Genomic DNA, 13,674 nt, shown 5'->3' with positions numbered 1-13,674 from the left:
CCTGGGCCTGATAACCGGCGTGCGGGTCTGCGCAGACAGGGCGCAGCGCGGGGCAACGGACAGATAGGGTGAATACTGTCCCCCGCCATTGCCATGATGCTGCCTGTTTGCGGCAAAAGTCGCTGGCAATATTCGCTGTTACTGGTTTACATCAAAGTTGGCCGGATGAAAAAAAATATAATTATTGCCACAACCCGCAACCGGAGTTGTTGAGTCGAACATGTCCACACATATTTTTAACCGCCGCTGGGCGCAGGTGCTTTTTGAGGTACTCAGCCGCCAGGGTATCCGCCATGTCTGTATCGCACCCGGATCGCGATCGACGCCCCTGACACTCACGGCAGCCACACATCCGGCGCTGCAATGTCATACCCATTTTGATGAACGCGGGCTGGGGCATCTGGCCCTGGGGCTGGCTAAAGCCTCCGGTGAGGCCGTTGCCATCGTGGTGACGTCTGGCACGGCTGCCGCCAATTTGTACCCGGCGATTATTGAAGCCGGGCTGACAGGGGAACGGCTGGTGGTGCTAACGGCCGATCGCCCCCCGAAAATTGATTGTGGCGCTAATCAGGCCATTCGCCAGCCGGGTATGTTTGGCGCTCATCCGGCGCAAGCGCTGAATTTGCCTCGTCCTACACCGGATATTCCGGCGCGTTGGCTTGCCGCCACTCTTGATAATGCGTTAAGCGAATTGCATCACGGAGTGTTGCATGTCAACTGCCCGTTTGCCGAACCGCTGTATGGTGAAGATGACCCACAGGCTTTTCAGGATTGGCTGGGCGCGCTCGGTCACTGGTGGCAACAGTCGTCGCCCTGGTTGCAGGGCAATAGTGGCGCTTTCTCACCGACTATGCAGCCAGACTGGCCGCAATGGCGGCAACGCCGTGGTGTGGTGATTGCCGGCCGGGTTGCGGCTTCAGACGGTGAGCGCATTGCCGCCTGGGCGCAACAGCTTGGCTGGCCGCTAATAGGCGATGTCTTATCTCAGACCGGCCAGCCGCTGGCCTGTGCGGATTTATGGCTGGCGCACCCTCAGGCCCAGGCGCTGCATCAGGCGGAGATAGTGGTGCAATTTGGTGCCAGCCTGACGGGAAAGCGCCTGCTACAGTGGCAGGCATCCGTGCGGCCCGAGCAGTATTGGCTGGTTGACCGCCTGCCCGGGCGGCTTGACCCGGCACAGCATCGTGGCCGTCGGCTGGTGGCGGAGCTTGCTGACTGGCTGGCGTGCCACCCAGCTCCCGCACAGGCGCAACCCAATTGGGCCACTGACATTCAGGCTTGTGCCGCACGCGTGCGTGAGCGTGTGACAACGTGGCTATCATCGGGTTTTGGTGAGGCGCAACTGGCACACCGTGTGACGCAATTATTGCCTGCACAGGGGCAATTTTTTGTCGGAAATAGCCTGACGGTCAGGCTGGTGGATGCCCTTGCCTGCCTGCCTGCCGGGTATCCGGTGTATGCCAATCGAGGTGCCAGCGGTATTGACGGTTTGCTATCGACGCTGGCCGGTGTACAGCGGGCCAACGCTCGCCCCACGCTGGCAATTGTTGGTGATGTGTCGGCGTTGTACGACCTCAATAGCCTGGCCTTGTTGCGTCAGGTGCCTGCGCCATTGGTGCTAATCGTGGTCAACAATAATGGCGGGCAGATTTTCTCGCTATTGCCGACGCCTCTGGCGCAACGTGAAGATTTCTATTGTATGGCGCAACACGTTGATTTTCGCCATGCCGCGGCACTCTTTGGCCTGCGTTATGCTCGTGCGCAAGACTGGCAACGTGTGCAGTCAGCGGTACAGACTGGCTGGCAACATCCTGAGACAACCTTGCTGGAAGTGGTGGTAGAGCCAAAAGCCGGAGTCGAGACATTGCAACAGCTACTGGCTGCGGTCCCGTCATGGTAGGGCATCCGGTCGGTGCACCCCGGGCGGGGCAGCCGTGGCTGGTGATGCTGCACGGTTTACTTGGCAGCGCAAAAGACTGGCAGCCGGTGTTGCCGTACCTTGCCGACTGGCCGCTGTTGCTGATTGACCTACCCGGTCACGGTTCGGCCTGGCAGTGCGGTGCGCAAGGTTTTGCGCAGATAAGTCAGCAACTGAGCGCACAGCTGGCGGCATGGTCTATTGATAAATATTGGTTGCTCGGTTACTCGCTGGGCGGGCGTCTGGCAATGTACCACGCCTGTTATGGCGATGTTTCCGGGCTGCAAGGGTTACTGGTGGAGGGGGGCCATCCGGGGCTTGAGGATGAGCCCGAGCGTCTGGCGCGCCGTCAGCATGATACCGGATGGGCAACGCGTTTTCGGCAACCTCCTCTTGAGCCTGTGCTGGCTGACTGGTATCAGCAACCGGTCTTTGCCGCCTTATCACCCCACCAGCGAGAGAGATTAGTGGCGTTGCGCGCTGAAAACGATGGTGTGGCTGTCGCGGCCATGCTGGAAGCCACGTCACTGGCCCATCAGCCTTATCTGGTACCGTTATTGCGCCGTCTGGCGGTGCCGCTGGGATATCTCTGCGGGCATCAGGACACTAAATTTCAGGCGCTGGCGGCTCGGCATCGTTTCACGTTACTTGATATTGCCTGCGCCGGACACAACGCACATCAGGCGAATCCGTCAGCCTATGCGGCACGCATTCGCCAGTTTATTTCGTATCCCGAAAGGAAGATTGATTATGCTTTATCCCAGTGAAGAACAGCTGTACGCACCGGTTGAATGGCACGATTGCAGCGGCGATTTTGTCGATATCCTCTACCACAAATCCATTGATGGTATGGCGAAAATTACTATCAATCGCCCGCAGGTGCGTAACGCTTTTCGCCCGCAAACCGTCAAAGAGATGATGCAGGCGCTGGATAATGCCCGGCACGATGAAGGTGTTGGGGTGATTATTTTAACGGGGGCCGGGGATAAAGCCTTCTGTTCTGGCGGCGATCAAAAAGTGCGTGGTGATTACGGTGGCTATAGAGATGACAGCGGGGTACACCACCTCAACGTGCTGGACTTTCAGCGCCAGATTCGCACTTGTCCGAAACCGGTGGTGGCAATGGTGGCCGGTTACTCGATTGGCGGCGGCCACGTTCTGCATATGATGTGCGATTTGACGATTGCGGCAGATAACGCCATTTTCGGCCAGACCGGGCCGCGTGTCGGGTCGTTTGATGGTGGCTGGGGCGCATCCTATATGGCGCGTATCGTCGGCCAGAAAAAAGCCCGTGAAATTTGGTTCTTGTGTCGTCAGTACGATGCACAGCAGGCGCTGGATATGGGGCTGGTCAACACGGTTGTGCCACTGGCGCAACTGGAGCGCGAAACCGTGCGCTGGTGCCGTGAAATGCTGGAAAACAGCCCGATGGCGCTGCGTTGTCTGAAAGCGGCCTTAAACGCCGATTGCGATGGACAGGCGGGGCTACAGGAACTGGCGGGTAACGCCACCATGCTGTTTTATATGACCGAAGAAGGGCAGGAAGGCCGCAATGCGTTCAATGAAAAACGCCAGCCCGATTTTAGCAAGTTTAAGCGGAATCCCTGATGCGCCAGGCGACGCTTTATCGCTATAGCGTACCGATGGATGCGGGCGTGGTGCTGCGTAATCAGCGACTGAAAAGCCGTGACGGGCTGATAGTGCATCTGTGTGACGGTCAGCGCGAAGGCGTTGGTGAAATTGCGCCGTTGCCGCTGTTTAGCCCTGAAACGCTGGCGCAGGCAACCGAAATGGCGCAGGCCCAATTACAGCACTGGTTGGCAGGAGCCACGCCGCAGGCCGGGCCAGGCGAGACGGGCATGGCGTCGGTTGATTTTGGGCTCAGTTGCGCATTCGCCGAATTAGAAGGGGCTCTCCCGACCGTAGCGGATTATCGTAAAGCGCCGTTGTGCAGCGGCGATCCTGATGAACTGTTTGCCATGTTGCAGCACCTGCCTGATCCGGTGGCGAAAGTAAAAGTCGGGCTCTATGAAGCGGTGCGCGATGGCATGATAGTCAATCTGTTGCTTGAGGCATTGCCTGAGCTGCGGTTGCGTCTTGATGCGAACCGTAGCTGGACACCGGCGAAAGCGCAGGGGTTTGCGCGTTATGTCAACCCGGCTTATCGCTCACGTATCGCCTTTTTGGAAGAGCCTTGCAAAACCCGTGAAGCATCACGCGACTTTGCGCGCGAAACCGGGATTGCCATTGCCTGGGATGAGAGTGTGCGCGAGCCGGGCTTCAGGGTGCAGGCTGAGCCGGGTGTGGCCGCGATTATCATCAAGCCGTCATTAACCGGTAGCCTGGCGCGCTGTCAGCACCTGATTGCTCAGGCACACCAGGCCGGTTTAACGGCGGTTATCAGCTCGGCCATTGAATCCAGCCTCGGCCTGAGCCAACTGGCACGCATCGCGCATTGGCTAACGCCCGATACGGTGCCGGGGCTCGATACGCTGGATCTGATGCAGGCTCAGGTGGTGCGAGCCTGGCCCGACAGCCCGTTACCGCTGTTGACAATGGCACAACTGGAGCGGGTATGGCAGGCCTGAATGACTGGCCGTGGCGCAACTGGGCGGCTTTGCAGCCGATGGCTCCGGCATTGATGGATGACGCTCGGGTCTGGTCATGGCAACAACTGGCCGGTCGCATTGCGCAACTGGCTGATGCCTTTGCCCGTCAGGGGGTTCGCCCCGCCATGGCGGTGGCATTGCGGGGGAAGAACAGTACCGAAATGCTGTTGTGTTACCTGGCGCTGTTGCAATGTGGTGCGCGCGTATTACCGCTTAACCCACAGTTGCCCGAGCCGTTGCTGGCCACTTTGTTGCCTTCACTGAATATTGAGCGGGTGTTGTGCCTTTCGGGGAGGCCATGGCCACAGGATATGGTATCGCTGCATTGGCCTGCGTTATCGGCATCAGCCGTGTTACCGGGTGCACCGCTGGTCTGGTCAGTAGAGCGGCTGGCGACACTGACACTGACGTCTGGCTCCAGCGGTATGCCTAAAGCCGCGGTACATACGTTTGATGCGCATCTGGCGAACGCCGAAGGCGTGGTGCAACTGATGGCGTTTAGCGCAGGCGATCGCTGGTTGTTATCATTACCGCTGTTCCATGTTTCCGGGCAGGGGATTGTCTGGCGCTGGCTGTTGGCAGGCGCGACCGTGGTAGTCAGGCCACAGCAACCGCTGGAGATTGCCTTGCGCGCCTGTACCCATGCCTCACTGGTGCCAACGCAGTTGTGGCGATTATTGGCGCAAAGCCAGTCCCCCGTTAGCCTGCGGGCGGTATTGTTAGGGGGAGCGGCTATCCCGGTTGAGTTAACCCGTCAGGCTGAGGCACGGGGTATCCGCTGCTGGTGTGGTTATGGGCTGACGGAGCTGGCATCAACGGTATGCGCTAAACGGGCTGATGAACATCCCGGTGTTGGTCTGCCACTGGCCGACAGAGAGATACGCCTGGACGGTGATGAAGTGCTGTTACGTGGCCGCAGCCTGGCCGCAGGCTACTGGCGAGATGGCCGGCTGGTATCGATGACGGATAAACAGGGCTGGTTTCACACGCGCGATCGCGGGCAATGGGACGGCCAGCAGTGGCGGATATTAGGTCGGCTGGATAACCAGTTTTTTAGCGGGGGGAAGGGATTCCAGCCGGAGGATGTCGAAGCCGTGCTGTTAACTCACCCGGATATCACCTATGCCTGCGTGGTGCCGGTTGATGACCCGGAATTTGGCCAGCGCCCGGTGGCCGTAGTGGAAGTGGCTCACGCTTTAACGCTCCCATCTTTGGTTGACTGGTGGCAGACGCGGCTGGCAGGCTTCCAGCGCCCGATAGCCTGTTATCTGTTGCCTGATACCCTCAAAACCGGCGGTATTAAAATTTCCAGGCAGCAGGTAAAGGCCTGGGTTGAGCAACAGCGCCTGACACCGGCGGCGTCGTAACCGGCGGCAGCCGTCGGGTGAATGTGCCTAAATCGATAGGTTATTTACGCTATCGTCGGCGGCGGATTACAGTAAAATTCATGTTAACATCGCGGTGTTGTCTGCATCTAACCAGGGCTTTTCCAGAAAAACAGTCGGGTTAAACATGCCTGACCGGATTGGCTCTCATTGTCTTTAAGGATAGTTGAAATGAAAAACTGGGTTATTGCTTGTGCGGGAAGTCTGCTGTTGGCGACGGTTTCTGCTCATGCCATTGGTCTGTCTGGTGAAACCGGACGTGATTATGTCGGTGCCGGAGCCAGTATGGGGCTCGGTATTCCGGGGCTGTCTGGCAACGTTGGCTGGGGTCATGATCAAAAGCACAGTAATGACGTCTATAGCGCAGGCATGGATTACACCTTTGCGCTGAGTAATGCGTCTATCAAAGTGGGTGCGAAAGGGCTGTACATGAACCAGAACCACTTTAACGACGGCTATGGCGTAGCGCTCGGCGGCGGTCTGCAAGTGCCGGTTGCCAGCAGCGTGTCGCTGTTTGGTGAAGGCTATTATTCGCCGGATGCCTTCTCCAGTCATGTCGATCACTACGTCGAAGCGCGAGGTGGCGTGCGCTGGCAGCCGCTGCGTCCGCTGTCGCTGGATGTTGGCTATCGCTACATCAATATGGCTGCCAGCGAGCGCGGTAACGACAATAAAGTCGCCGATACGGCGTATGTCAGCATGGGGCTGAATTTCTAAGCGGGGCGCGTCCCTGTGGCTGAGGTCAGGTGGCAAGGCAAAGCGAGCTTTTACTCTCGCTTTACCGTGGCGCGGTCATCAGGCAGGCCGCGTTTGCCGCGCTGACTTCATTGCCAATGACAAAATCACAGGGCTGTATTTCAGCAAGAGAAGGGCGTGTTTAACACGCTTTTCGTGTTTTTGAGCACAGGCATTTTGGGCGGTATCAGTGAACGAATGTGCGTGAAACCATCATAAGGAGTCATACGGATGCTTAGGGTTGAGATGTTATGTACCGGCGATGAAGTGCTGCACGGCCAGATTGTGGATACGAATGCCGCCTGGCTGGCGGATTACCTGTTTTCACAAGGCATACCGATGACCAGCCGCATGACGGTAGGCGATAAGCTTGAGGAACTGGTTGCGGCATTAACCGAGCGTAGCCAGATAGCCGATGTGTTGATTGTCAATGGCGGGCTTGGGCCGACCAGTGACGATCTCAGCGCGCTGGCTGCGGCCACGGCAGCGGGAGAGCCACTGGTCGAGCATCCCGAATGGATAGCCTGCATGGAAGCGTTCTTCACCGAGCGCGGGCGGGTGATGGCAGACAGCAACCGCAAACAGGCGCAACTGCCTGCCAGCGCCGGGTTAGTGGATAATCCGGTCGGTACTGCCTGTGGTTTTGCTATGCAACTCAACAAGTGTCTGATGTTTTTCACCCCCGGCGTACCGTCTGAATTCAAAGTGATGGTGGAGCAACAGATAGTGCCACGGTTGCGGACGCGCTTTGCCGTTGCCGATGCGCCGCTGTGCCTGCGTCTGACCACCTTTGGCCGCTCGGAAAGCGATTTGGCAAGCCAGCTCGACAGCCTGCCGCTGCCGCCAGATGTGGTGCTGGGCTATCGCTCTTCCATGCCGATTATTGAGCTCAAGCTGACCGGCCCGGCGTCGCGGCGTAGCGAAATGGAGCTGGCGTGGCACACCGTTCGTGAGGTCGCCGGGGAGAACGCGATTTTCGAAGGCACTGAAGGGTTGCCAGCGCAACTGGCCCGGCGTCTGCACGAGCGGGGGGTAACGTTGTCCGTCAGTGAAGATTTCACCGCCGGTCTGCTTTACTGGCAACTGCGCAGCGCCGAGGTGGCATTGGGTGGCGGTGAGCTGGTGGTGACGCCAGAGGCGCTAACGCTACAGCAGGCTCTGGCTCACGCGCGTGAGCTGGCTGCCCGTTATCATACGGCGCTGGCGCTCTATGTCGGGCGGGCTGATGACGGCGTGCTGTCGCTGGCGCTGCATACGCCAGAAGGAACCGTTGGGCAGACGATTCAACTGAACGTGCGGCGCTATGGTCAGAAAACCGCGCAGGAAGTGGTCGCTATGCTGGCGATGAATATGGTACGACGCTGGCTGAATGGCTGGCCGGTATCCGGCGCGCATGGCTGGATAAGTGTGCTGGAAAGCGTATAACGGCACAGAAGCGAGAAAACCGGGGCGCGCCGTGGCCCCGGTCTTTATTGAACGAAAGGGGATCAGTACAGCAGTGAATAGAGCTGGCGGCGATAGCGCGCGGCCAGCGCATCGCCCGTGCCCAGCGCGGCCATAATATCCAGCAGCGTTTTGCGCGCATTACCGTCTGCGGCAGCCAGATCTTTTTTCAGCAGCACCAGCAAAAGCTCCAGCGCCTCTTCGTTGCGGCCAACCTGATGCAGTTGCAAGCTCAGTTGAACGGCCAGTTCAGCGTTATCAGGCTGAGCGGCTAACTGTTGCTGCAATTGCTGAATTTCCGGCGTATCTGCCGCTTGTTTCATCAGTTCGATTTGCGCGACCAGACCGTGGTAACGGGTGTCTTGATCTTGCAGCGGGATGGCGGCAAGCAGCGTTTGCGCTTCATCAATGCGGTTTAACTGAATCTGAACCTCAGCCAGCAGCAGGGCGATATCGCTGCGTTTGCTGTCCAGTTGCCAGGCATCTTTCAACAAGATGGCCGCTTCTTTTAACTGGTTGTCCTGAATCAGCTGCTGTGCCTGTGCCAGTTTCAGGTCTTCCGGTTTGGGTAAGAACTGCTGGAGCAGATCCCGAATCACCTCTTCCGGCTGTGGCCCCTGAAAGCCGTCTACCGGCTGGCCATCTTTAAACAGATACACCGTCGGGATGGCACGCAGGCCAAACTGGGCGGCAACATGGGGTTCGGCATCGCAATCGACCCGAGCCAGAACGAACTGACCGGCATATTCCGCGGCCAGCTTATCCAGTACCGGGCTCAGTTGCTGGCAGTGAGGGCTACGCTCAGACCAGAAATAGAACAGCACCGGGGCCTGCATGGACTGTTCCAGTGCCTGACGCAGCGTGCTTTCATTGATGTCAATCACAGTGGCGTGTTGTTCTAGCATGTCATTCTCTCTTGGCCATTTTGACCATAAATGGGGGCGATAGGCGTCGCTTCAACCCCGTATCAGGATTTAGTCCGCAGCAGCTTATCGAGCACGACGCCTGGCAACAACCGGCGTAACACGGTTATTCCGTGCGCCAGCAGCGTCACCGGGTAGCGCAGTTTCGGGCGTGGGCTTTCCAGCGCGTGAATCAGCTTCGGAATCACCGCTTGCGGCGGCAGCGTAAAGCGGCTGGCAATCCCCGGATTAGTGACCGGTTTATCCTGCTGCGTTTGATTGACATTCTGGGTAAATGCCGTGCTGATGGGGCCCGGTTCAATCAGCGAAACGCACAGCCCACTGCCGTGCAGCTCCATACGCAAGGCGTCAGACCAGGCTTCCAGCGCATATTTACTGGCGGCGTAAGCCCCGCGCCCCGGTGTGGAAATCAACCCCATCACGGAACTGGTCTGAATGATTCGGCCCTCACCATGCGGCAACATCGCGGGCAGCAGTAACTGGGTTAACTGATGCGTGCCAAACAGGTTGCTGGAAAACTGCTGCTCCAGTTGCTGGCGGGAAATGGTGTTGAGTGGCCCATAAAGACCGTATCCGGCGTTATTGAACAGGCCGTAAAGACGATTGCCCGTCAGCGCAATCACCACATCGGCGGCCTGCCTGACACTGGCACTGCTGTCGAGATCCAGATCAATGCCCTCAAAGCCCAATGAGTTCATGCGGGCAACATCCTGATGACGGCGGCACGCCGCCAGTACCCGATACCCCCGCTGTTGCAATGCGTGTGCGGCAAGTAAGCCAATGCCGCTGGAACAACCGGTAATCAAAACTGCTTTTTGCATAACTTTACCTAACGAAAGCGCTTAAATATCAAGAGGCGTGATTAACTGTTAACCTTTACTCATGGTGCGCCGCTACAACGGGTTCAAGTTGTTTTGCCATCACGTCAGCGATAAATGGCTGGGCATCACGGTTTGGATGAATGCCATCATCCTGCATCCATTCGGGTTTGAGGTAAACCTGCTCCATAAAAAACGGCAGCAGGGGAACATCAAAGGTTTTAGCGACGCGTGGGTAGACGGCGCTGAAGGATTCGGTATAGCGCTTACCGTAGTTGGCAGGCAGGCGGATTTGCATTAACAGCGGCTGACTGTTTGCCGCTTTGATGCGGGTGATTATCTCGCCCAAATCACGCTCCAGATTTTGTGGCGGGAAACCACGTAACCCATCGTTACCGCCCAGCTCAATCAGCACCCAGCGCGGCTGGTGTTGTTGCAATAATGCGGGCACCCGTGCCAGCCCTTGTGTGGCGGTGTCACCGCTGATACTGGCGTTGACGACGTGAATGGCTGAGGTGTCCGGGCGTGATTGCCAGTTGGCATGGAGCAACGCGGGCCAGGCCTGATTCGCCGCCATGCGATAACCCGCACTGAGGCTATCACCGAGTACCAGCAATGTATCCGCCGCCAGTGCGCGCAGGCTGAATAGACTTAAAAACAAAAGGATAACGCTATGCCAGCGGAAAACATTCTTGAAGTTCATCATCTTAGTAAACATGTCGGTCAGGGTGGACATCAGCTCTCCATCCTCACCGGAGTTGAGCTGGTTGTCAAACCTGCTCAGACCATTGCCCTGGTAGGGGAGTCGGGGTCGGGGAAATCGACCTTGCTGGGGATTCTGGCCGGACTTGATGATGGCAGCAGTGGTGAGGTTGTACTGCTGGGACAGCGGCTGGATAAACTGGATGAAGAAGGGCGTGCGGCGCTGCGCGCCAGCGATGTGGGGTTTGTGTTTCAGTCATTCATGCTGGTGCCAACGCTGACGGCACTGGAGAATGTGCAGTTGCCAGCGCTGTTGCGTGGCGACAGCGACAAACAGAGTCGTCAGCAGGCAGAACATCTGTTGCAGCAGTTAGGGCTGGGTGGGCGTTTGACACACTTACCTGCGCAACTGTCCGGCGGCGAGCAGCAGCGCGTCGCGCTGGCCCGCGCCTTTAGCGGGCGGCCAAAAGTGCTGTTTGCGGATGAGCCGACCGGCAATCTGGACCGGCAAACCGGCGAGCGCATTGCCAATCTGCTGTTCTCCCTCAACCGGGATTTTGCCACCACCCTGATTCTGGTCACGCATGATGAGCAACTGGCGGCGCGCTGTGACCGCTGCCTGCGTCTTATCGACGGCAAGTTATGGGAGGATGCATGATCTGGCGCTGGTTCTGGCGGGAGTGGCGATCGCCGTCGCTATTAATTGTCTGGCTGGCGTTGACGCTCTCTGTCGCCTGTGTGCTGGCGCTTGGTGCTATCAGCGATCGTATGGAAAAAGGGTTAAGCCAGCAAAGCCGGGATTTTCTGGCGGGCGATCGGGTGCTGCGGGCGTCTCGCCCGGTGGATGACACCTGGCTTGCCGAGGCGCAGCGCCAAGGGGTGGCCGTGAGCCAGCAGGTGTCGTTTATGACCATGGCTTACGCCGGAGATAATGCACAACTGGCGCAGGTGAAAGCCACCGATGCGCGCTACCCATTATATGGCGAGCTGAAAACCCAGCCGGCCGGGTTACACGTTGGCCCAGGCCAGGTGCTGATCGCCCCGAGGCTGCTGGCATTGCTCGGGCGTAAGGTGGGCGACAGTGTGGATATTGGCGACACTACGCTGAGCATTGCCGGTGAACTGCTGGCGGAGCCAGATGCCGGGTTTAACCCTTTTGACACGGCTCCCCGGGTGTTAATGAATCTGGCGGATGTGGCGAAAACTGGAGCGATTCAACCGGGAGGGCGGATAACCTGGCGCTATATGTTTGCCGGTGACGCACAGCCCATTGCCCGGTTTAGCGCGTTTATCAAGCCGCTGCTGAAAGCCGATCAGCGCTGGTATGGCATGGAGGATGCGCCGAATGCCTTGGGCAAATCCATCCAGCGTGCCCAGCAATTTTTGTTGTTGTGCGCCCTGCTGACGCTGTTGTTGTCAGTGGCGGCGATTGCCGTGGCAATGGGGCATTACTGCCACAGTCGAACCCGTCTGGTGGCTATCCTCAAAACGCTGGGGGCCGGGCGACGGGCGTTGCGTCGCCTGATTATCGGGCAGTGGCTATCGGTGCTGGCACTGGCTGCATTGTGTGGCAGCCTGCTGGGGATAGGCTTTGAAACCTTGCTGATGCGTGCCTTGTTGCCGGTGTTGCCCGGAGAATTACCGGCGGCCGGGCTGTGGCCGTGGGGGTGGGCGCTTGGAACACTGGTGCTGATTTCTTTGCTGGTGGGAATGCGTCCGTATCGACAACTGCTGGCGACGCAGCCGTTGCGGGTTTTGCGCCAGGATGTGACCGTAACGGTGTGGCCGCTGCGTTATTATCTGCCAGTGGTAGTGGCGCTAGTGCTGGCGACCCTGGTGCTGTTATCTGGCGGGAGCGCGCTGTTGTGGTCGCTGCTGGGCGGTGTGCTGGCACTCTCGTTGCTGTTAGGGGCCATTGGCTGGGGCAGCTTGTGGCTGTTGCGTCGTTTAACGTTGCGGCGTCTGGCATTGCGCTTGGCGATTAACCGCCTGCTGCGCCAGCCGTGGGCAACGCTGGGTCAACTGGCAGCGTTCTCGCTGTCATTCATGTTGCTGGCATTGCTGTTACTGCTGCGCGGGGATTTGCTGGATCGCTGGCAACAACAATTGCCACCCGGCAGCCCGAACTATTTCGTGCTGAATATCAGCGCCGATCAGGTGCCTCAGGTAACGGATTTTCTGGCGCAGCATCAGGTGAAACCGGAAACGTTTTACCCAATCGTTCGCGCCCGGCTTACCGAAATGAATGGGCTGCGCGCAACCGATCTGGTGCGTGAAGATGACCCAGGGGGCGAAACCGTCAACCGCGAACTGAATCTGACCTGGCTTGCGCAGCAGCCCGCGCATAACCCGATAATGGCCGGACAGTGGCCGCCGAAAGCGGGCGAGGTGTCAATTGATCAAGGGGTGGCACAGCGGTTAGGCATCAAAATGGGCGATGTCCTGACGTTCACCGGTGATACCCAGCCTTTTCGCGCTACTGTCAGCAGTTTGCGCCAGGTGGATTGGGAAAGTTTGCGTCCTAACTTTTTTTTCATCTTCCCGCCCGGCGCACTGGACGGACAGCCGCAATCCTGGCTGACCAGCTTTCGCTATGATGGAGCGGCAGGCGGCGATAGCGTTATCACGCAGTTGAATCGCCAGTTCCCGACGCTGACAGTGTTAGATATTGGCGCTATTTTGCAGCAAATAGGCACAGTTTTGCAGCAAGTGGGGTTAGCGCTGGAAGTGATGGTGGTGTTGGTTCTGGTGTGTGGCGTACTTCTGTTGCTGGCTCAGATTCAGGTTGGTATGCGCCAGCGGCGTCAGGAATTGATGGTTTATCGCACGCTGGGGGCGGCAAAGCGCCTGCTGCGGGCGACGCTATGGTGGGAGTTCGCCGTGCTGGGACTCTGTGCCGGTGTGGCCGCGGCGTGCGGGGCAGAAATGGCGCTGTGGTTATTGCAGCGTAAAGTGTTTGATTTCCCCTGGCAGCCCAATCTGTGGCTGTGGGCTGCACTGCCAGGGTTGGCCGCGTTACTGCTGTCACTGTGTGGTGCCTGGCTGGGGTTGCGATTGCTGCGTGGTAATGCGCTATTTCGCCATTATCATACCTGATGGGCGAGCGGGCGTGTCTGACTGGCTTTACGTCACGCCCGTCTC

General features: G+C 58.3%; 12 protein-coding genes. 9 read left to right on the top strand and 3 right to left on the bottom strand.

Going from position 1 to position 13,674, the window contains the following annotated elements; translation table 11 throughout:
• Window positions 1–220: 220 nt before the first annotated feature.
• From menD to DAQ1742_RS14025, 7 genes are all read left to right on the top strand, one after another.
• Window positions 221–1,900, top strand: a complete 1,680-nt coding sequence (gene menD, locus DAQ1742_RS14055; protein ID WP_180706156.1) for a 2-succinyl-5-enolpyruvyl-6-hydroxy-3-cyclohexene-1-carboxylic-acid synthase — start codon at window positions 221–223, stop codon at window positions 1,898–1,900.
• On the top strand, window positions 1,894–2,685 hold the full coding sequence (gene menH / locus DAQ1742_RS14050) for a 2-succinyl-6-hydroxy-2,4-cyclohexadiene-1-carboxylate synthase (RefSeq protein ID WP_035340605.1): 792 nt from the start codon (window positions 1,894–1,896) through the stop codon (window positions 2,683–2,685). Before menD ends, menH begins: the two co-directional genes overlap by 7 nt.
• On the top strand, window positions 2,669–3,526 hold the full coding sequence (gene menB, locus DAQ1742_RS14045; protein ID WP_035340606.1) for a 1,4-dihydroxy-2-naphthoyl-CoA synthase: 858 nt from the start codon (window positions 2,669–2,671) through the stop codon (window positions 3,524–3,526). Before menH ends, menB begins: the two co-directional genes overlap by 17 nt.
• Window positions 3,526–4,506 carry an o-succinylbenzoate synthase gene (gene menC / locus DAQ1742_RS14040; RefSeq protein WP_035340607.1) on the top strand — a complete coding sequence of 327 codons (981 nt, stop codon included), beginning with the start codon at window positions 3,526–3,528 and terminating at the stop codon, window positions 4,504–4,506. The genes menB and menC overlap by 1 nt, the downstream gene beginning before the upstream one ends.
• Window positions 4,494–5,894, top strand: a complete 1,401-nt coding sequence (gene menE / locus DAQ1742_RS14035) for an o-succinylbenzoate--CoA ligase (RefSeq protein WP_180706155.1) — start codon at window positions 4,494–4,496, stop codon at window positions 5,892–5,894. The genes menC and menE overlap by 13 nt, the downstream gene beginning before the upstream one ends.
• 189 nt (window positions 5,895–6,083) lie before the next feature.
• Window positions 6,084–6,629: a YfaZ family outer membrane protein gene (locus DAQ1742_RS14030; protein ID WP_035340609.1), complete on the top strand. Its 546-nt coding sequence runs from the start codon at window positions 6,084–6,086 to the stop codon at window positions 6,627–6,629.
• 249 nt (window positions 6,630–6,878) lie between these two features.
• A complete protein-coding gene (locus DAQ1742_RS14025; RefSeq protein WP_035340611.1) occupies window positions 6,879–8,072 on the top strand; it encodes a nicotinamide mononucleotide deamidase-related protein YfaY in 1,194 nt (397 codons plus the stop codon).
• 62 nt (window positions 8,073–8,134) lie between these two features.
• On the opposite strand, the gene DAQ1742_RS14020 is transcribed toward DAQ1742_RS14025, so the two are convergent.
• The 3 genes from DAQ1742_RS14020 to tesA all read right to left on the bottom strand — a co-directional run bounded on the left by DAQ1742_RS14020 (window position 8,135) and on the right by tesA (window position 10,537).
• Entirely contained in the window at window positions 8,135–8,995 is an 861-nt protein-coding gene (locus DAQ1742_RS14020) for a thioredoxin family protein (protein WP_035340612.1), read from the bottom strand.
• Window positions 8,996–9,057: 62 nt separating this feature from the next.
• Complete coding sequence (locus DAQ1742_RS14015; RefSeq protein WP_035340613.1) at window positions 9,058–9,834, bottom strand: SDR family oxidoreductase; 777 nt, start codon at window positions 9,832–9,834, stop codon at window positions 9,058–9,060.
• A 55-nt stretch (window positions 9,835–9,889) separates the two neighbouring features.
• Window positions 9,890–10,537, bottom strand: coding sequence for a multifunctional acyl-CoA thioesterase I/protease I/lysophospholipase L1 (gene tesA / locus DAQ1742_RS14010; protein WP_051124017.1), 648 nt, complete (start codon window positions 10,535–10,537; stop codon window positions 9,890–9,892).
• On the opposite strand from tesA, the gene ybbA reads away from it, so the two are divergent.
• Both ybbA and ybbP read left to right on the top strand, forming a co-directional pair.
• Window positions 10,505–11,191 carry a putative ABC transporter ATP-binding protein YbbA gene (gene ybbA / locus DAQ1742_RS14005; RefSeq protein ID WP_035340615.1) on the top strand — a complete coding sequence of 229 codons (687 nt, stop codon included), beginning with the start codon at window positions 10,505–10,507 and terminating at the stop codon, window positions 11,189–11,191. The genes tesA and ybbA overlap by 33 nt on opposite strands.
• Window positions 11,188–13,629, top strand: coding sequence for a putative ABC transporter permease subunit YbbP (gene ybbP, locus DAQ1742_RS14000; protein ID WP_035340616.1), 2,442 nt, complete (start codon window positions 11,188–11,190; stop codon window positions 13,627–13,629). Before ybbA ends, ybbP begins: the two co-directional genes overlap by 4 nt.
• The last annotated feature ends 45 nt before the right edge of the window (window positions 13,630–13,674 follow it).

The sequence above is a fragment of the Dickeya aquatica genome (assembly GCF_900095885.1).
GTDB classification, from domain to species: Bacteria; Pseudomonadota; Gammaproteobacteria; order Enterobacterales; family Enterobacteriaceae; genus Dickeya; species Dickeya aquatica.
Note: the sequence above shows the minus strand (reverse complement) of the source record. Positions and strands in the feature narration are given on the sequence as shown.